This window comes from Pseudoalteromonas sp. BMB (assembly GCF_001709235.1).
In the GTDB taxonomy this organism is placed as follows: domain Bacteria; phylum Pseudomonadota; class Gammaproteobacteria; order Enterobacterales; family Alteromonadaceae; genus Pseudoalteromonas; species Pseudoalteromonas maricaloris.
In genome coordinates this window covers 52,596-72,100 of the sequence record NZ_MBQA01000172.1, presented here as the reverse complement: position 1 = coordinate 72,100, position 19,505 = coordinate 52,596, and the positions used below count along the sequence as shown (strand labels likewise).

Genomic DNA, 19,505 nt, shown 5'->3' with positions numbered 1-19,505 from the left:
TAAAAATGGACTTGTTCAGGTGGCAAAGAGCAAGGCACAGTAAAACTGGCCTCATTATAAAACGCTAGAGCATAAACTCAGATTGTGTCAAATTTGTTAATTAAAAGAATATCATTTAACATTCCATAAATTGTTTATCATCTCTTCTGTGCTGACCTCCATACAACCTTGGCGGTTAACCCCTGACCAAAGGGGGCTGAAATCGCCGCTTCCTTGCTTTTCAGCAGCAGCGCGCAATGGCGTCAAAGCAGCTGATGCGTATGGAAAAGTCGGTACATCTTCATTAATGAAATTAAGATCTATCATTAAGCGATTTTCAATCCCACGCGCAGGGCGACCAGAAAACACATTGGTCACGGCAGACGGTTCAGCCAGTGATTTAAGTGCATCACGATGTACCAAAGAGGTGCTTGCTTCATCACATAGTAAGAAGCATGTGCCTATTTGTGTTCCACAGGCACCCAATTCGTGCATCATAGTGACATCATGATGAGAAGCAATACCACCTGCAGCGATTACAGGAACCGATAGCGCATCAGCGAGGATGGTGACCAATTGACGAGTATGTAGCTGAGACTCAAGAGTTGCTTCTGTAAAGGTTGCTCGATGTCCGCCCGCTTCAATCCCTTGTGCTATCACGATGTCTGCACCATTTTCAGCTAACCATATCCCCTCTTCTAAGGTCGTTGCTGAAGATAAAATAATCGTCCCCCACGACTTTACCAACTCGACCAATTCGGCATCTGGAAGACCAAAATGAAAACTGATCACGGGAGGTTTATAAGGGGCAATGGCCTCAGCCATGTCCCTATCAAACGGGCGTCTTAAGATCCCCATGTCATCGCTAGGTGTTAACTCCAGCTCATCGTAATATGAAGCCAGCTTTTTCTTCCACTTATCTTGTTGGTAAGGGTCAAGTTCCGGCATTTCATGGCAAAAAAAGTTAAGGTTGTATGGGCCAGAAGCATGCGCTTTAAAATGCTCGATTTCAGCAACGATCTGCTCCTTACTCAGCATCCCACATGGGATTGAGCCGAGTATTCCGGCATTGGTCGCTGCGGCCGCTAAGCGCCAATTTTGCACGCCTGCCATTGGCGCTTGGATCATAGGAATGGAGATATTAAGTAATGTGGTAAGCTGCATCACAAGGTCCTTGTTTTAGGCAAAACGACATAAAGCCGAAGGTGCTTCCCAGTGTGGGGAAGAAGCGCTTAACGGTCAATGATTGTATGCTTTATAAAGCAAACTTTCTCTTGCCAAAACAACCATGTTTGAAATAGTGTTTCTATAACAATACAAGGACGCCATGATGACTATTTCTCTAAGAGCCATTGATAAACACAACTACGAAGCCATTTGCGATTTAGATGTCAGCCCTGAGCAGCAAGATTTGGTAGCCTGCAACATGTTTTCCATCGTGGAATCAAAATTTAATGATGGCTATACCACACGCGCAATTTATCACGATGATGAAGCTGTTGGGATGCTAATGTGGGTACAAGAAAGTATAGAGCGCATCTCCATTTGGCGCTTTATGGTTGATCAACAATTTCAGCAACAAGGAATTGGGCACAAAGCACTCACCCTCGCGCTCGAAGAAATCAAGCTGACACCAAACCTTGCCACCATAGAAATCTGTTATGTACCGAGCAACCCCGTTGCAAAATCGTTTTACGCGAGCTTTGGCTTTGAAGAAGTTGGACTCGATGAAGAGGATGGTGAAATGCTAGCGGTGATCAAACTTCCTCTATAACAAGTTGTAATCTTCGGTAATTTGCGCAAATGGAAGCGTAGGGTAAACTTACTGACAATGTAAGTTGAGCTGCTCAAAGGAACCCGAATTAACATGCACGAGCATACAAAGCGCATTTGTGATTTTCTCACCGAAATCCAGCTACCTTTTCGATTTCATGAAGTCGAGGAAAATACGTTTTTACCGGGTCTAAAAACGGTGATGGGGACACTCTATATTGATAATGAGAAATTGCTATATCCTGGCGATATATTGCACGAAGCCGGCCATATCGCCGTATGTGAGCCGATATTCCGCGACCAACTTCATGAAGACGTGTATAAAAATGGCCTAAAAAATGGCCGAGAGAAGCAAGCCATGCAAGGCGAAGAAATGGCCGCCATTGCTTGGTCGGTTGCTGCCATTCAATATATCGGCTTGCCTCTAGAGGTCGTACTACATAAGGATGGCTATAAGGGCGCCAGCAATAGCTTCGTAAGTGCTTTTAAGGAAGGGAAAGGGTTTGGCTACCCATTACTCAATGCATGGGATATGACTTGCCCAGAACAAGGCTTTCCTAAAATGCAGAAATGGATCAGGGATCACCGCTGGATTAATGAATTAAGTTAATCCATTCCCTATCTACACCTTAAGCTCCCTAGCAGCTCGAAATAAAAAAGCCCGACTACAAAGTCGAGCTTGGGGAGGCGTGGCGCTTTGGATTGCCACTTGCTTACTGATTAAATTCTTTCTCAGACAGTTTGCCATCTCCGTCGCTGTCTAACTTATCAAAGATTGAAGCAAGAGATTCTGACAGTGACGCTTCACTTTTGGAGATAAAACCGTCTTTGTCTAAATCAAAATCGTTAAATTCTGCTGCCATTGCTGAGCCGGCAAAAAGTACTGTGGCGGCTGTAATTGCTGTTGCTAACTTTTTCATTGTGACCTCCTAGCCTTTAAAGTTAGAGAATTCAGAAGCGCTTAGCTGACCATTTTTGTCTGCATCTAGCTTCTCGAACTGACCAAGTAGTGTTGATGATACTGATGCTTCTTGCTGGCTGATCTGCCCGTCTTTATCCTTGTCTACATCTTGAAATGACAAGGTTGCTGCCAGTGCCATCGTACTCACCAATACACCTATGGTCGTTGCACATACCGTTCTAAGTTTCATAGCCATTCTCCTCACTATGCCCGTCTCTCATTGCGGCTCTAGTCGCAAATTAACCTTTAAAGTTAGAGAACTCAGTTTCGTTTAGTTCTCCGTCAGCGTTTACATCTAAGTCTTTAAACTGCTCGATAAGCGCTGTATTTACTTTTGCTTCGCTCATGCTAATAGCACCGTTACCATCTGTGTCATAGCTTGCGAAATCTTCACCAGCGATAGTATTTGCTGAAGCCAATGTTAGACCTGTGATTGATAGTGCGATAAGTACGTTTTTCATCATTCTGCTCCTAAAATTTCCTAAATATGATTTGCTTTTGGGCGGCTTGATTAGCCTTGGTAATTTGCGAATTCAGACTCGCTCAACTCACCGTCGGCATTGCTGTCTAGTTGCGTAAACTGCTCTGCAAGCGACTGATTTACTTTTGCCTCAGTCATGCTGATGGTGCCGTTACCGTCAGTATCATATTTAGTGAAATCTTCACCAGCTAATGCAGAAGCTGAAGCGAATGTTAAACCTGCAATTGAAAGTGCTGCTAATACGTTTTTCATGATAGTCCAATCCTTCTGTCGTGTTCGTAATGGTGTTAAAGGCAGTGGGCGCTAAGCCCACCTAGCAATTAGCCTTCGTAATTTGCGTATTCAGACTTGCTTAGTTCGCCATCGGCGTTCGCATCTAAGTCTGCAAACTGTTCAGTTAGCGAAGTGCTTACGCTTGCTTCAGTAACGCTGATTGAGCCATTACCATCAGTATCTAGTTTTTCGAAATCGCCACCAGCAAGTGCTGACGCTGAAACCATTGATAAACCTGCGATTGATAATGCTGCTAATACGTTTTTCATAATGTAATCCTTCAATTGTGTTATTCGGTTTTGGTGAGTTAGGAACTCTGCCTAACTCATTGTTGATTTCAGTGCTAAATTAGCCTTCGTAGTTCTCGTATTCAGACTTGCTTAGCTCGCCATCAGCATTGGTGTCTAAGTCTGCAAACTGCTCGCTTAGCGACGCGCTGACACCAGCCTCTGCTACACTGATTGAACCGTTGCCATCAGTATCCAATTTTGCGAAGTCATCACCAGCGAGAGCTGACGCTGAAACCATTGATAAACCTGCGATTGATAGTGCTGCTAATACGTTTTTCATACTCTAATCCTTCAAATGTGTTATTCGGTTTTGGTGAGTTAGGAACTCTGCCTAACTCATTGCTAAATTCAGTGCTAAATTAGCCTTCGTAATTTGCGTATTCTGACTTGCTTAGTTCGCCATCGGCATTAGCGTCTAAATCCGCGAACTGCTCGCTCAATGACGCGCTTACGCTCGCTTCTGTTACACTGATTGAACCGTTGCCATCAGTATCCAGTTTTGCGAAGTCATCACCAGCGAGTGCTGACGCTGAAACCATTGATAAACCTGCGATTGATAGTGCTGCTAATACATTTTTCATAATCTTTTCCTTAAATTGGGGTATATTTAAAACTTTGCTATTATGTCGTCGGCTCGTGCTTAGCCTTCAAAGTTATCAAACTCAGACTGGCTTAATTGACCGTCTTGGTCGGCGTCAAGGTCTTTAAACTGCGCCATCAAATTTGGATTTGCTTTTGATTCGCCTAGTGAGATGTAGCCATCTCCATCAACATCGTATTTATCAAACTCAGAGTTTGCGTGAGCACCTACTGATGCGAAAGAAAGTACAGCTGCTGATAGTGCGATTGCTAAAGTTTTCATAATCAGTTCCTCTCATATTTCTAAACTTGTCGTTTCTGCTTCTCTACGTTGGTTTGTGTTGAAGCGAATGTTTTTTGCTTTCGAGATAACTATTCCAACTTTGATGCCAAAGTTTAAAAGTAATTAAGAATCAATAGGTTAAAAATAAAGGTAAATTTTCATTAAGGATGGATTCAGTGATATTGTTGCCATTTAGCAACAGGTGATTTTGAGATAAAATTAAAATTTATTTATTTTCAATAGGTTAAGCTGTCGCATAAAAGCAACACCTTAAAAAATTAGGATGTAAGTGCAGCCCAAGGCGGTTAAGTTTCATGCGACAATCATTCACATTCGGTATTGAGCAGACCCGCCAGAAAAATTTTTATGAAAATATCGAAAATTTTTTCTTATATTTTCTAAAAATCAAAAAATAAATATAACACATTGAAAGTAAACACATTAAAACCAACTTTCATCTTGGGTAAATTGCTATAAAAGTGACTGAGTGGGCGGGAAACTGACGAAAAACACAAGTATTTTAAAAAAGTAGTAAAGAAAAGAGAGGAGTGTTGCTAAAAAGCAACACCCGCTAGATTGGTGTTAGATTACGAAGCGGTACCCAACCTTGCAGCTCTGACTTTTTACTTGAGCACCACACCCAACCATTGAGTTGGTTATGCCCCAATAAGCGTTCACCTTGAACTACCGATAGTTCCTGAGCGGTATAGTCCATTAATGCGATACCTTGTTTGGGATTGACTAAGCGAAACACTTGAGCAGGTACCCAACCAGACACTTGCTCCTCAGTTTCACAGAAAAACCAATTGTCCCACCCCTCTTCGCCCTCATATTCTTCACCAACGGCCAATCTGGCGCCTTGTTTAAACGTGATGGGAGTCGGAAACTCATTGATATGTTCCTTGATTACTTGATATTCGATATCTAACTGCTTATTTTCCAAGTTTCAACTCCATATAGACAGACAGCGGATCCGATCTGTGATCACCAAATTCTTTTCTTTCGATAAAACCAAACTGCGCATATAACCTGAGGGCTTCTGGTTGCTTAACTCCGGTTTCTAACCGTATCAGTGGATATTGACGATTATCTGCAAAAGCGATTAACTCGGACAAGATTGCTTTTGATAAACCAAGACCGCGATGGTTTGGCTTTACATACAGTCTTTTCAACTCACCATAGAGACAATCATGATGCTTTTCGACGATTGCGCCGCAAGCAATGATCTCGTCATGCTGGATAATGCCAATAAAATGCGCAGTAGGTGAACATAGCTCTTGCAATGTCGATAGCTGGTTGCTTTCAGCAGGGTATAGCGAATTCATCAGCGCATCGATTTCTGCTATTAATGTATCAAGCGATGGAACACTCGCATCAAGTGCAACGATTTGCATTTATCATTTCCTTGATTTTCGGTATTAATTAACTAGAGCCGGGGATTAAGCTGAACATTCAAGTGCAACTATTAGTAAAAGTACTAAAGTTTGGTAAAGCTCAGCTCCTCACTCAGTTAGCCTTAATATGCGTCAGCCATTAGACTGGCGTTTTAGCTCTTCTAGCATACGCTCATCGCCCATCAAGTTTTTGAGGATGGCTTTAACCTTAGGGTCCGATGCATTTTCGTAGAGAGACAGCAAATCCTGAGCGATCCTTTGTTGCTGCTTTGGATCAGCGCCTGACTGGAAGTACTGTGACATCAATCCTTCTGCTGCGAGACTTTTCACGTAATCATTAGGCTCTTGCTCTAGCATTTTCACAAACGATTGTGACAAACGCTCATCAACGATAGGTGTACGCGACACAAGCTCAAGCGCCTGTAGCCTCAACTTTTCATCACTCATGTTATGCGTCATATTGAGGATAGATTCTACTGCTTGATAATCATATTGCTCTAATTCATTGCGATTTAGCATAAACATGTTCATTTGCAGTTGACTCATTGCGGCTAAGCGCTCCGTAGCCGATAAACTACTATTTAGAATTTTCTGTTTTAACTCATTGCTAACTTGGCTTGCGTACTCAGGATCGGTTTTGATCCGCATTTCGTAGTCTTCGGGTAAGTCTTCATAGAAGCCATAAATCGGGTTTTCTGCTTTCATCTCGTCGATTTTCTGCTGCTCACGCTTTTCTATCAAAGAGAAGATTAAAGACTCAAACTCATCCGGTGCTTGCTCAGAAAGTAAATCAGACTTTTCCATCGACAATGCCTGTAACCTCGTTTCAAGTTTATTGATCCGAGCCATTAACTTAGCAACTTGTTCAGACTCATCAGCTGAAGTCTGAGCATCCTGTGTATACTGAGTTGCATTATAGTGAGGCTGTTGAGTAGGACTCTGATACACGTGCGTTGCCACAGGAGAGGTTGCTAATTTGGTTTGAATGACATTAAACCCAGAAAAAGCCAATGCAAGAGCTGAGCATGAAAGCGCTATATTGAGTTTAAGATTAGACATGAAAGAGTTACCCTTATAAAAAGTAGCAATGTAATAGATCTGCAAGACAAATACTGTAAATGATTGTACTGTAAATTGATACAGCAAGAGGCAATTACGCAGATAATTATTACACTTTGCATAAGGTGAAAAAACGAGCCTCTAAACAGCTGCCATAATTGCCAACAAGGAATGACTGTGAATAATATACTGCAAACCGTCCACTATAAACCTATCACATTGCTTTTACTTGGCATTGCGACCGTGACGTCTTTGCTTGGCAGCAGCCTACTTTGGCAAAGTCACCAAGCCTTATTTCAATGGATTTTACCATCAGCCTCACTACTTCTTGTGTTGCGATTAGGGTGGCATGTTCGTAAAACAAGCTTGGCTACTAGCCCGAGTAGTTTGCACAAAGATATAAAACTCTGTTGGATTGCTCTGCTTTTATGTACTTGCGGGGATATCGTCAACTTCAATCTCTTTGAGCTTTATCATCGTCAAGATCAAACCATAAAACATGACTACTTGATCGACTCTATTTGGTTTTTTGCCCTTGGTTATGGGCTTTTACTTGGACTGCTTATTCGATTTTTAAGGCGGGAATTTGCATTAACATTAGCAACCGCGACCGTATTGGTTGTGGTGTCTATTGCGCTATCGTCGCTTAGCTATCAAATGATGTACCTACCCACGATAAGCCAATACTCCCTGCTGTTGAGCGCAAGTTATAGCTTATTAGTGACCTTGCTCGGCGTATTTGGTTTTTGGCTTATTATTCAAAACGTTAAATTCAACGAAAAAGCCAACTTCGCAGTTGCCAGCGGCTTTATCCTAGCAATGCTAGCGGATGCTATTATCGGTCAATTTTGGCTGTTCGCAAACCAAGGGGATGGCTACTTTCCCATTGCAAGGCACGTTAATTGGGTCATCTATATTGGCTCGCAAACGCTACTATTATTGTTTCCTGTTGCCATGATAAAAACTAATGTTGCGAGGTGTAAAGCATAGGCAATAAAAAGGCCGAACTATGTCGGCCTTAACTATTTGTGCGCTATATCGATAAGCGGCTTATCTTTTGACAATCGCATTGTGGTAAACGTTTTGTACGTCATCCACATCTTCAAGCATATTGATTAGCTTTTCGAATGTCTCGATTGCTTCTGGATCTTCAATTTCTACGTGAGTTTGCGGCACCCAAGTGATTTCGTCTACCTCAAACGTGATCCCCTCAAACGCTTCTGTCAGTGCAGTTTTCGCCTTGAAGTATTCAGTGTGAGGTGCGAAAACAGAAACTTGGCCGTCTTCAACTTCTACGTCAGTAACATCAACATCAGCCATCATTAGCGCTTCCAAAACTGACTCGTCGTCATCACCTGCAAATCCTAAGATTGCAAAGTGGTCAAACATATGCGCCACACAACCTGGGTTACCTAAGTTTGAACCAGTTTTGGTAAACGGTAAGCGAACATCTTTGATAGTACGGTTCATGTTGTCTGTTAAACAGTCAACAATGATCATGCTGTTGCCAGGACCGTAACCCTCGTAACGCGCTGGCGTGTAATCTTCACCTGCACCGCCTGCCGCTTTTTCGATTGCTTTATCAATAACGTGTGCAGGAACTTGATCTTTCTTTGCCTTGTCGATTAAACGACGTAGTGACAAGTTCGTTTCAGGATCTGCGCCGCCATTTTTAGCAACAACGTAAATCTCTTTTCCGTATTTTGAGTTTACTTTTGTTTTTGCCGCCGCCGTTTTTGCCATGGCGTTTTTGCGGACTTCAAATGCTCTGCCCATCTTAATGCTCGTTTTTATAAAAATTGGCGAAGATTTTACCAAGACATTTGAGTTACGGCTATACCCTTATTATCCGTGATGGTAATTTGCTTTACGTCGCACGATTATATGCTTGTTTTGCGGCGATTTTGTGGCGGACCTAAGCAACTTTACTATAGTTAATATTGTTAAAATTTACCGCTACGGGTGGCTTATATATGATCACGTTTGGCTTGGGAAAAGCAAAAAAGCAAGATGGACAAGATACAGCGCTATTTCAACACTTTAAGGCAACTACGCCTTACTTAGAAGTGGATTATCAAACAGATATTTTTCAGGTTAGTCCAGCCTTTACCCGCTTACTCGGATACCCAGTTACCTACGAGCTGAAATCTCTCGCTTTTATATGTCACACCTCAACCGATGCCGCTGCACTTAAGCGTGGGCTCGCTCAACTTGAGCACCAAGCACATGTAAAGATAGCGCTCTCTCTCAATACTGCGAATGACCACAAACCGAAGAAGTTGTTACTAGAGCTATCACGTACTCAAGAAGGCAGAATTTTAGTTATTGCGACTGACATTAGCGATTACCTCACAACCATTGCCAACATGAGTGCAAATTTACAAGCTTTATCAGCGTCCTTTGCGATTATCGAGTTCGACATGCACGGTAAAGTGCTAAGCGCGAATGACAACTTTTTGTCTGTTATGGGTTACAGCCTAGAGGAAATACAAGGCAAGCATCACAGTCTGTTTGTTAAGAATGACTACGCAGCCAGTGAGGAGTATCAAGCATTTTGGCAACGCCTAAACAATGGCGAATTTTTTGAAGGTGAATTCGCAAGGCAAACAAAATCAGGTAAAACGATATGGATCCAAGCCACTTATAATCCAATTTTTGATGAACAGAATAGGCCTATCAAAGTCGTAAAATATGCCTCAGATATCACCGCTCAAAAATCAAATGCTGCGGACTTTCAAGGTCAAGTTAATGCCATCAAACAAACTCAAGCCGTTATTGAGTTTGACCCTTACGGCAATATAAAGACTGCAAACAGGCTATTTTTAAATGCGGTTGGTTACACATTAAGTGAAATACAAGGTCAACATCATCGACTCTTTGTGGCACGAGAAGACGCTGAGAGCAGCGAATATCAAGACTTTTGGCACGCTTTACGACAAGGAAAGCATCAATCAGGTGAGTTTAAACGCCTAACCAAATCAGGAAACACTCTGTGGATCCAAGCAACCTATACTCCCATCTATGACGAAAATGGCCAGTTGGGCAAAATCGTCAAATATGCCTCGGATATTACCCAAGCAAAACTGGCGTCTTTCGACTTTGCTGGACAACTCAAAGCCATCAATCGCTCGCAAGCCGTTATCGAGTTTGATTTGCAAGGTAATATTTTAAAAGCAAATGAAAACTTCCTGTCTGTCATGGGCTACAAGAAAGAAGAAATCATTGGCAAGCATCACAGCATGTTCGTCGACAGCTTTTACGCGCAAAGCAGTGAATACAAAGCATTCTGGCAGCGTTTAAAACAGGGCCAATTTGAATCCGGAGAGTTTCACCGTTTAGGCAAAGGTGGCAAAGCAATCTGGATTAGTGCCACCTACAACCCCATTTTAGACGAGCAAGGCAAGCCGATAAAAGTTGTTAAGTTCGCAACGGACATTACCGAGCAAAAAGCCACTGCTGCTGATTTTGATGGTCAGCTTCAAGCCATTCGTAAATCACAAGCCGTCATTGAGTTTGCAATGGATGGTACTATTTTATGGGCCAATGAGTCATTCCTAGATACGATGGGGTACTCACTTGACGAAATCAAAGGTAAACATCACCGTATTTTTGCTACACACGAACAAGCCACTAGTTCTGAATACCAGCAATTTTGGCAAAAGCTCAACCGAGGTGAGTTCGACTCAGGGCAATACTTAAGATTGGCAAAACAAGGTCGAGAGGTATGGATCCAAGCGTCTTATAACCCTATCCTCGATCAACAAGGCCGTCCCTTTAAAGTCGTTAAATATGCAACAGATATCACAGAACAAAAACAAGCGGTTGAACATATTAAAAATGCTATCTTAGCAATGGAACAAGGTGATTTAAGACATAGGATCACCCACCACTTAGGTGGCGAGTTCTCGGTGCTGCAACAAGCGATGAACGGCTTATTCGATAAATTAAGCGACTTAGTTAACACCATAAACAACGGTGCAGAGCAAGTGTTTGATGTAGCTAAACAAATCGCGAATAACAACGAAGAACTCAATAGCCGCATTGAAAATCAAGCGGCGAGCTTAGAAGAAACCGCCGCCACTATGGAAGAGCTTACCGCTACGGTTAAAAAGAATGCGAGTAGCGCAAGCAATGCCGCAGAGAAAGCGACTATTGTTAGAGAAAAAGCACACTCAGGTAAAGCATCGATTGACGATGCCATTACCGCAGTGGGTAAAATCGAATCTTACAGCACGAAAATCTCTGACATTATCAGTGTCATTGACGAAATCGCTTTCCAAACCAACCTCTTAGCACTCAATGCTTCCGTTGAAGCAGCCCGGGCTGGTGAGGCTGGACGCGGATTTGCCGTGGTTGCCGGAGAGGTGAGAAACCTTGCTCAACGTAGTGCATCAGCGGCACGTGAAATCAAAGCACTGATCAAAAATAGCGTTGATGCTGTGGCGCAAGGCAGCAAACTTGTATACGAGTCTGGCACGACTTTCGATGAGCTAATGCAATCAATTGCCGAGGTGAGCAAAATGGTGGCCGATATAGATAACGCGGGGAAAGAGCAAGCTGAAGGGATAGCTGCGGTTTCCACCACCATCGCGCAAATGGATAATATTACTCAGCAGAACGTTACTCTGGTTGAAACAACATCTCGTTCAGGTAGAAATATGGAAAATCAAGCCAAACTACTTACCGATCAAGTTGCATTTTTTCAACTAGATGAATAGTTAAGGGCGCGCACTATCTATACAACCACATACAAGTAGTTTATCTGAATATACCCGTTGTACCCTTAATGCATCGGGTATGTTAAGCTCGTCCGGCTGGCCAATCTTCCTTTTGTTTATCGCTTTACCCATTTGGACTGTTTTATTAGACAAAAGGAAAAATGATGATAAGTCCAGTTACACCAAGCGATCACCAAGAACTACTGGCTGTTTGGGAAGACTCTGTGCGAGCCACTCATGATTTTATCACTGAGGCGGATATCGCTTATTTTAAACCTATTATTATTGAACAGGCGTTTCCAAACGTTACACTGCACTGTGTAAAAAATAGCGACGCGAATATTGTCGGTTTTATTGGTGTACATGACCTAAAGATCGAGATGTTGTTTGTACTGGCGAAAAGCAGAGGACATGGTGTCGGTACTGAGCTGCTTCACTTTGCGCTTGAAACACAAAATGTGCAGTTTGTTGATGTCAATGAGCAAAACCCAGAAGCCGTCGGCTTTTATGAAGCAAAAGGTTTTAAGGTATATGAACGCTCACCAACTGACGATATGGGAAAACCTTTTCCAATCCTGCGAATGCGACTTATAGAATCTAATTAATTCATATATTTTAAGCTCAACAAGAGCTAATCGTGTTGAGCTTTACTTACCTCGAAATAAACTACTTAACGGTGAAAAACATGTGGTACGTCAAGTAACGTCAGCATTTCTCCCTCGGGTAAACACTCTTGATTAATATACTGAGTGAGTTTGGGGTTACTCTCACAAAATAATATATCAAGTGCCAACCTATTTTTGCCATAAATACCGCGATGTATCATATTGGCTGAGAAAGCGAGAAGGTCACCCGCTTTCAGTGGAATAGTTTTACCTTCTGACAGACTTTCATGATTATGATGCCCTGATTGCTCTAACCTCACATTTAACTCTTGAACAGTGTCCCAACGCTTGTGGGTACCTGGTATCAATTCTATTCCGGGCTCATCTTCCAGTGCTAACCGAAAGTGAACCACTTCGGGCCCCGACAACAACGCTTGTTTTTGCTCTTCGATGGTTAAATGGTATTGCGGATCTCGGTGCCAGTAATTGAGTTGAGTGGTGTTCACTGGGTTAAAAAATAGCTGAGTATTCATAAACCTAAACTCACCCGACAATATGGATGCGGCTAGAGACACCAGAGGAGTAGAAGCAATGAATTGAAAAAGGACAAGCCTTTGCTGTTCGCCTAGGTACTTTGGTGCAGTAAGATAGGCAGAATTTACGGCTCTGTTTTGATAAAAGTCATTATTGTCAGCCCGCCACGCATGATGAAACGCTAAAACGACTTGCTTTATTTTGTTAAGTTCGCCGGACGGTATAAAATTGTGTTTTATAACGTAGCCACATTCGTCAAAATCATGGGCTGATTTTACCATCACATATTGACCTCTGACATTGTCGGAAAATTCCAGTAAATAAATTAGCCCCCGTGCGGCTTTATAAAAGCTAAGAGGCATTTAGCCCAATCAGAGTGCATATTTATCACCTCTTATCAGTGGCTTAAAAATAGTCGTTCTTTTTCATACCAATTCGCTCAGACAAGCGCACCTTTAGGCCATTCAAAGCGAACTGGTATTATTTACCTGAACTTCAGGTCATTGACTTTTACAGTCATAGAGCATCTAAAATAACTTCTGCTTTACTGACTTCAAATTGCTTAGGTTGTTCTACATTGAGTGTTGTCACGACGCCGTCTTCAATAATCATAGCGTAACGCTGCGAACGTACACCGCCAAATGAACCGGTATCCATTTCAAGCCCTAGCGCTTTGGTAAAGCACGCATCGCCGTCTCCAAGCATCATAATTGCTTCTGCATTTTGTGCATCACCCCAAGCTTTCATTACAAAAGCATCGTTTACCGATACACATGCGATGATATCAACACCTTTTTGAGCAAATTTATCTGCATTCACGACAAAACCGGGTAAATGAGACGCAGAGCAAGTCGGTGTGAAGGCACCAGGAACCGCAAAAAGCACTACTTTCTTACCAGCGAACAACGCTGTCACTTCGTGATTAACCATGCCGTCTGAAGTAAGTTCGCTTAACTCGGCTTGTGGTAATTTTTGTCCAGCTTCAATCATTGTTTAAATCCTTCATCTAAGGGCTAATTGCCTTGAGTTTGTTATATAACCTGAGCTTGGGATAGCTAATTTCTTATCCAAACCTGTGGTTATGATAGTCGAGAAATTGTGACTCATGACTACATTTCGATTCGTTTTATATCTACTTGTGGGATTTCGTAACCGGTAAATAGCAGCCACTGTTTTTCTGCTATATATACAAGCCCGCGACTTCGGCTAAAGCTACGTTCTGGAACTCGGATAATATCTTTATGCGCTTTACTGGCAAAGTCAAAATAACTAATGCGGAAGTCTCCACGACGAACATACAAATAGTAAAGTCCCGCATCGGACACTGACCAGCTTGCACTCGAAGCCAAGTGTGCATTTTCAAATAACAGCGTATCGACCCCAGTTGCCAAATCGATACGCCACATTTCTTGTGTCTCGCTTTTATATACGTACAACATCCCTTCATGTTCAAGTGCGGTGGTGCCAGTAGTTAACTTCACTGGAGCGGTTTTTGAATCAAGAAAAATGCGAAATACATTATTGTCATCAGAAATATAAATTGAGCTACCGTCTTGAGACCAACTGGGTTTACCGTGATACTTTAGCCCAGTTTTTAGTTGCGTTACTTGTTTAGTGGCCATATCCAAAAGTTGAAGTTGGCTTCCTTGATGTGACTTTGTGGTAAAAATCACTTTAGTGCCATCAGGTGACCATGCTGGGTGCATTGCTTGTAACCCAAGCTCTGTCAGTTGTATTCGCTGGTCACCTTCCAAATTAGACACCCAAACTTCATCAAACCCTGATTGGTTAGACACAAAGAGTAAACGCTCCGACACAGGTGAATAACTGGGATAACGGAAGCTAGTTTGTGATTGTAGTAATGGAAAGGGTGAACTGGTGACCTGCGCGTTTAGGTCAAGTTTCATAATAGAAGTATTAATGTTCCAGTCATGAAAATATAAACGCCCTGATTGACTAAAGCTTGGGTAACTTAACCCATCAAACGGCAATGTCCCCAATACTTTACCTTCAAGTGAAAGTTTATACGCGCGACGTGCGCCATGTTCAATCATTGATACAACCAAATAATCATCATTGGGATGCCAACTCACGCCTCGCAGGTCATCATGTCCGCTTAATATTTTAACTTCCTTCCCGGTATCCAGATTTTTCAAATAAAGATTTTCAAGTCCGTTCGGCAAGTTGCGACTAATCGCGATTTGCTTGGCATCGGGAGAAAGCGCAATACTTTCAAGCCCACTCCCGTCACAATCTAGCTCACAGCCTAACTCTGTCGCTGTTTTATCGTTTAAATTTAGCAAGGTTACTTTTGGAGAATCCGTAGGGCCTTGCTTTGCGATAAATCCAAGGAGGTTTTTTTCAGCTGAATAGCTTAAGGTAGTGGTCGTATCTGCAATACAGCTAGCTATATCTGATTGTGTTTTGGTCACTATATCCAGTGACTTAATCGTACATGCTTCTGAGCGCTTCTCTATATAAAAGAGCGTGCGATTGTCTCGCCCCCACACAGATACCGAGACATTTCCAGGGCCATCGACTAATACTTCAAGAGGTTCATCCGGACGTTTTAGATTTTTTAAATATAGTCCTGCATGACTGCCAAACTTTCGCCAAGCAAACGCTAGATGCTGCTCATTCGGGGAGACACTAGGAAAAAGCTCACGTCCAGGATAATCCGTCACGCCTTCGAGTTGATGACTTGACTGTTCAACAAAGAAATATATAAAAACACTCAGTAGAATGAATAATGTAGCGACTCCCCCTGCCACTTTGAGCTTAAAAGGCAAATTTTGCTCGCCAGGCTTACTGGGAGTAGCCTGGATATCGACGAAGGTTGGCTGTGCTTTTAGTCTATATCCAGACTTTCTTATGGTTTCGATCACCTCAAAATCAGCGGTGCTGCTTTCTTCCTCGTTACTTGCAAGTAGGGTTTTAAAAGTTTTGCGAAGATGCCAAATTGCATTAGTTAGCGCTTTCTCTCCAACAAATAGGTTCCCCCCCCAAACCTGCTCAATGATTTCTTCTCGAGTAACCACGCTTGGGTAAGCAAGCGCCAATACTGTCAACACTTCGATAAATTTAGGTTGGACACAACACTCCTGCCCGGCACTGGACAAAATATGCCCAACCGGATCAATATTGACATCTAATAACTGATAAGTCGCACTGTGCTGCATTTTTATAACCATGAGTAAATACGTTGTAAATCATACCTAAATTAGCGACCAAAAGACAAAAGTAACGCGACAAACATCATGGCAACAATGCAACACCTCAAGAAATAAGACTTAACAAATTGAATTATATGCTTATTTTATAATAGATATTAAATAGAGTTAAAAACGTCAAAGAATAGATGTCCAATTCGTTGCATGAATCATAGTGACGGTCACAATGGCTAAAATGAGGTGCAGTGCTTTTTTGCTTAATCAAAACAATGAGGTATGTACTTCTTTCAACAAGCCCTAACTATCTAATAAATAAACAACAATCAGAAATTAAAAGAGGGACTCCCGTGTCACCTAACAATAATATTAAATTACTCGCCCTGTCTATTGCGCTCGCATGTAGCAATACAGCAACTGCAGAAGAGCAACAAATCGACCGCCAACAAGTTGAACAAAGTAGTTCGGTAGTTAAAACGCAAGGTGAAGATAAAGCACTAGAAAAAATCGTCATCACCGGTTCTCGCATCAAGCGTGATAGCTTTTCGGTACCTACTCCTATCGCCACTATGGGAGCTGAGTCTCTCAATGATGCAGGCTTCGGTTCGCTTTCAGATATTCTTTTTGAAGAAATGCCTCAAGTAAGTGAAGGTACAGGAAATGGTAACTCGCAAAGCAGCGTGCAAAATACAGGGCTTTCAACTATCGACTTACGTGAGCTAGGTGTTAGTCGGACATTAACGTTAATTGATGGCCGAAGAGTGGTATCAAACAGCTATTCAGGCAACTATGTGAGCCTATCAACCATCCCTAAAGGTATGGTTGAGCGAGTTGAAATCATTACCGGTGGTGCATCGGCAGCTTATGGCTCTGATGCAGTTGCAGGTGTTGTGAATATTATTACTCAGCAAGATCAAGAAGGGGCTACATTTAGTGCTCGAGGTGGTGAAAGTACCGAAGGCGGCGCTCGTGAATATACGGTAAATGCTGATTACGGTACGACTTACGATAATGGTAAAGGCTACTTATTTGTCAGTGCTACTTACGACGAAGAAAAGGGACTAAGCTACTGGGATAGAAAGCGTGCTCAGCAGCAAGATAGCTGGGACTACGATACCGACCGTATGTGCAACGTGATGCTCACTGCCAACTACGACCCAGATACAAAAAGTGCCTATCACTGCATGAGAGATATTGATAAATCACAGTGGACAAGTTTAAGCGACTCAATTCCCGGTGGTGTATTTGATGAATCAAGCAGTGCCAAACCTAACTCCGGCTTTTGGTACGACGGCACCACCTTACGTGACGATTGGCAAGAAGAACTTCACGGTATCGATTTCAACCAATTTACAATGTTAAAGGTGCCTGACAAAGACCTCTCAGCGGCAGTAAAAACAGAGTATGAGTTTGACTCAGGTACAGAAGCTTACTTTCAATTGCAGTACAGCCGCAACACCTCTCGCAATGTAAAGTCGCCTGAAAGCGAAGACGAGTGCGACGCAATTGTGACCTATGACCCAAACAGTAATCAATTTGGCTCAGACTGTATGGGCCGTATTCCTTATGATAATCCATATATGCCAGAAGCAATTCGAGATAAGGCAAGCTCAAAAGGCGTGACCTGGGATCGACTATTCACAGAGGTCGGTAACATAGTGAATAGTAATGAAAGAACAACAATCAGAACATGGGGTGGTCTACGCGGTTATATTTGGGATGACTGGGAGTGGGATGTTTCTGTTGGCTACGGCAAATTTAAGCAAGAACAAACCCGCAGTAACGAAATTTACGTTGCTCGAGTTAAACAAGCGCTAAATGCTGAGCGCCTTGCTGATGGTACGATTCAGTGTAAAGATGAGCAAGCACGTAACCAAGGCTGTGTACCAATTAATTTATTCGGTGAAGGCTCAATCACGCCTGAGGCGGCAGACTATATTCGCGCCAATCCTTCCATTACAACGGATATTGATCAGGTAACGGTATCTGGATTTGTTACTGGTGATTTATTTGAACTCCCAGCAGGCGCCGTTGCTTCAGCTTTTGGTTTTGAATACAGAAAAGATACACAGAGCGTATCGACCAACGTGCCAAATGGTGGCGTAACGTTTAACTATGTGCCCACATTTGAAGGAGATGTAAGTGTTCGTGAAATCTTCGGTGAATTATCGTTACCGCTATTAAAAGACGCACCAATGGCAAAATCGCTTAGCGCCGAGGTCTCTGCTCGTATCGCAGATTACAGCTGGGCAAATACGGGATTAATCCAAAGTTACAAGGCTGGCTTTATTTATGAGCCAATCGAAGGTTATTCCATTCGTGCAAACTGGGCTCGAGCCATGAGAGCACCGACAATCACCGAACTTATGTCACCACCTCGTGGCGACTATAATAGCTTTGATGATATCTGTGATGGTGTGACCGCGACGTCAACAGGTGCAGGCCACGACAATTGCCGTAAAGAGGCGGGAATACAAGCCGCTATCGCCGCTGAAGGTACTTTTGAAGACGAAAATAACGGCTACTCACCCAACTCAGGAAATAGCGAGCTGTTTGAGGAAACCGCAGATACCATCACCATTGGTTTATCTTTAGCGCCTTCCTTTGCGCCGGATTTTAGAATTGCGCTAGATTACTACGATATTCAAATTGATGATGCGGTAAGCTCACTTGCTAACGAAGACATCATTAAGTTCTGTTACGCTTCGTCTATGGAATTCGGCGACAATAACGAGTTTTGTCGTGATATTAAACGCGATGAAGAAGGGCAGATTTATGAAGTCAATCAACGTGTCATCAACACGGATGAGATCCGCACTAAAGGTTACGATATCGCACTAGAATATGTGTATGACGCTAGCGATTACGGTAGCTTTAAGGTGAAAGCCGATTGGACACACGTGATCGAATACTCAATCACCAGTACGGGTCCTGATGGACAATACGAAGACCTTTATGAAGGCTACCTCAACACCGATATCTTTGAAGACAAAGGCGCTATTTCACTGACTTGGTATAAGAATGATTGGCGTGTACGCTGGAGCACAAAATATAAAGGTGCAGTGGAAGCCAGCCGTTCGAGATATGAAGACTGGCAAGCTGCAATCGCCAAAAATAACGAACGCTGTACAGCTGGTGAGACAAGCTGTATCGCAGATCCAGAGCCGCTCTGGCAAGGTGCGCTGCCATCAGTTACAACTCATAGTTTAACGGTAAACTACAGCATGGAGCTAGGCGATAACCGCACTCTCTCTGTTTATGGTGGTGTGAATAACCTATTTGATGAAAAAGGTCCGTTTATCGTTGGCGGCTCAGGTAACTTTGATAGTGCCTATGGCTCAGGTGTAGGACGTTTTGCGTTTATTGGAGCAAAATACCAGTTTTAGACTTCTGCATTGACTTGAGGGGC

22 protein-coding genes are annotated in these 19,505 nt (G+C 42.7%); 6 read left to right on the top strand and 16 right to left on the bottom strand.

The genetic code is table 11. The features are described from left to right. Nucleotides 1-111: 111 nt before the first annotated feature. Nucleotides 112-1,143 (bottom strand): NAD(P)H-dependent flavin oxidoreductase, encoded by a 1,032-nt coding sequence (locus tag BB427_RS15030; RefSeq protein ID WP_069021597.1) that lies wholly within the window; start codon nt 1,141-1,143, stop codon nt 112-114. A 166-nt stretch (nt 1,144-1,309) separates the two neighbouring features. Between BB427_RS15030 and BB427_RS15025 the strand changes: the two genes are divergently transcribed. After that, nucleotides 1,310-1,753 (top strand): GNAT family N-acetyltransferase, encoded by a 444-nt coding sequence (locus tag BB427_RS15025; protein ID WP_069021595.1) that lies wholly within the window; start codon nt 1,310-1,312, stop codon nt 1,751-1,753. A 93-nt stretch (nt 1,754-1,846) separates the two neighbouring features. Beyond that, nucleotides 1,847-2,362: a hypothetical protein gene (locus BB427_RS15020; protein WP_069021593.1), complete on the top strand. Its 516-nt coding sequence runs from the start codon at nt 1,847-1,849 to the stop codon at nt 2,360-2,362. A gap of 103 nt (nt 2,363-2,465) precedes the next feature. On the opposite strand, the gene BB427_RS15015 is transcribed toward BB427_RS15020, so the two are convergent. The 11 genes from BB427_RS15015 to BB427_RS14965 form a co-directional block, all read right to left on the bottom strand. Then, a complete protein-coding gene (locus BB427_RS15015) occupies nt 2,466-2,672 on the bottom strand; it encodes an EF-hand domain-containing protein (protein ID WP_010375685.1) in 207 nt (68 codons plus the stop codon). Nucleotides 2,673-2,681: 9 nt separating this feature from the next. Further along, a complete protein-coding gene (locus BB427_RS15010) occupies nt 2,682-2,903 on the bottom strand; it encodes a crotonobetainyl-CoA--carnitine CoA-transferase (RefSeq protein ID WP_010375684.1) in 222 nt (73 codons plus the stop codon). A 49-nt stretch (nt 2,904-2,952) separates the two neighbouring features. After that, nucleotides 2,953-3,174, bottom strand: a complete 222-nt coding sequence (locus BB427_RS15005; RefSeq protein ID WP_010375683.1) for an EF-hand domain-containing protein — start codon at nt 3,172-3,174, stop codon at nt 2,953-2,955. A 50-nt stretch (nt 3,175-3,224) separates the two neighbouring features. Further along, complete coding sequence (locus BB427_RS15000) at nt 3,225-3,446, bottom strand: calmodulin (RefSeq protein ID WP_017218753.1); 222 nt, start codon at nt 3,444-3,446, stop codon at nt 3,225-3,227. 68 nt (nt 3,447-3,514) lie between these two features. Then, nucleotides 3,515-3,736 (bottom strand): EF-hand domain-containing protein, encoded by a 222-nt coding sequence (locus BB427_RS14995; protein ID WP_069021592.1) that lies wholly within the window; start codon nt 3,734-3,736, stop codon nt 3,515-3,517. Between the two features lie 79 nt (nt 3,737-3,815). Beyond that, nucleotides 3,816-4,037, bottom strand: coding sequence for an EF-hand domain-containing protein (locus tag BB427_RS14990; protein ID WP_069021590.1), 222 nt, complete (start codon nt 4,035-4,037; stop codon nt 3,816-3,818). 79 nt (nt 4,038-4,116) lie between these two features. Further along, a complete protein-coding gene (locus BB427_RS14985; RefSeq protein ID WP_010375680.1) occupies nt 4,117-4,338 on the bottom strand; it encodes a calmodulin in 222 nt (73 codons plus the stop codon). 59 nt (nt 4,339-4,397) lie between these two features. Then, a complete protein-coding gene (locus BB427_RS14980) occupies nt 4,398-4,619 on the bottom strand; it encodes a calmodulin (RefSeq protein WP_010375679.1) in 222 nt (73 codons plus the stop codon). Between the two features lie 571 nt (nt 4,620-5,190). Further along, a complete protein-coding gene (locus tag BB427_RS14975; RefSeq protein WP_069021588.1) occupies nt 5,191-5,562 on the bottom strand; it encodes an SH3 domain-containing protein in 372 nt (123 codons plus the stop codon). After that, nucleotides 5,552-6,013, bottom strand: coding sequence for a GNAT family N-acetyltransferase (locus BB427_RS14970; RefSeq protein ID WP_069021586.1), 462 nt, complete (start codon nt 6,011-6,013; stop codon nt 5,552-5,554). The genes BB427_RS14975 and BB427_RS14970 overlap by 11 nt, the downstream gene beginning before the upstream one ends. 132 nt (nt 6,014-6,145) lie before the next feature. After that, the gene (locus BB427_RS14965) at nt 6,146-7,072 is read right to left on the bottom strand and encodes a hypothetical protein (RefSeq protein WP_069021584.1); all 927 of its coding nucleotides are present in this window, start codon (nt 7,070-7,072) and stop codon (nt 6,146-6,148) included. A 177-nt stretch (nt 7,073-7,249) separates the two neighbouring features. On the opposite strand from BB427_RS14965, the gene BB427_RS14960 reads away from it, so the two are divergent. Continuing rightward, entirely contained in the window at nt 7,250-8,062 is an 813-nt protein-coding gene (locus BB427_RS14960) for a hypothetical protein (RefSeq protein ID WP_069021582.1), read from the top strand. Nucleotides 8,063-8,122: 60 nt separating this feature from the next. On the opposite strand, the gene BB427_RS14955 is transcribed toward BB427_RS14960, so the two are convergent. Further along, the gene (locus tag BB427_RS14955; protein WP_010375669.1) at nt 8,123-8,848 is read right to left on the bottom strand and encodes a YebC/PmpR family DNA-binding transcriptional regulator; all 726 of its coding nucleotides are present in this window, start codon (nt 8,846-8,848) and stop codon (nt 8,123-8,125) included. A 197-nt stretch (nt 8,849-9,045) separates the two neighbouring features. On the opposite strand from BB427_RS14955, the gene BB427_RS14950 reads away from it, so the two are divergent. Together BB427_RS14950 and BB427_RS14945 are read left to right on the top strand one after the other, a co-directional pair. Beyond that, a complete protein-coding gene (locus tag BB427_RS14950; RefSeq protein ID WP_069021580.1) occupies nt 9,046-11,790 on the top strand; it encodes a methyl-accepting chemotaxis protein in 2,745 nt (914 codons plus the stop codon). Between the two features lie 164 nt (nt 11,791-11,954). After that, nucleotides 11,955-12,395, top strand: a complete 441-nt coding sequence (locus tag BB427_RS14945; RefSeq protein ID WP_083229893.1) for a GNAT family N-acetyltransferase — start codon at nt 11,955-11,957, stop codon at nt 12,393-12,395. 65 nt (nt 12,396-12,460) lie between these two features. On the opposite strand, the gene BB427_RS14940 is transcribed toward BB427_RS14945, so the two are convergent. The 3 genes from BB427_RS14940 to BB427_RS14930 all read right to left on the bottom strand — a co-directional run bounded on the left by BB427_RS14940 (nt 12,461) and on the right by BB427_RS14930 (nt 16,108). After that, a complete protein-coding gene (locus tag BB427_RS14940; protein WP_069021658.1) occupies nt 12,461-13,210 on the bottom strand; it encodes a phytanoyl-CoA dioxygenase family protein in 750 nt (249 codons plus the stop codon). Between the two features lie 235 nt (nt 13,211-13,445). Then, entirely contained in the window at nt 13,446-13,919 is a 474-nt protein-coding gene (locus BB427_RS14935) for a peroxiredoxin (protein WP_069021577.1), read from the bottom strand. A gap of 119 nt (nt 13,920-14,038) precedes the next feature. Beyond that, nucleotides 14,039-16,108: a winged helix-turn-helix domain-containing protein gene (locus BB427_RS14930; RefSeq protein ID WP_069021575.1), complete on the bottom strand. Its 2,070-nt coding sequence runs from the start codon at nt 16,106-16,108 to the stop codon at nt 14,039-14,041. 338 nt (nt 16,109-16,446) lie between these two features. Here BB427_RS14930 and BB427_RS14925 point away from each other — a divergent pair, with 338 nt between their 5' ends. Further along, nucleotides 16,447-19,482 carry a TonB-dependent receptor domain-containing protein gene (locus tag BB427_RS14925; protein ID WP_069021573.1) on the top strand — a complete coding sequence of 1,012 codons (3,036 nt, stop codon included), beginning with the start codon at nt 16,447-16,449 and terminating at the stop codon, nt 19,480-19,482. Nucleotides 19,483-19,505: the final 23 nt, after the last annotated feature.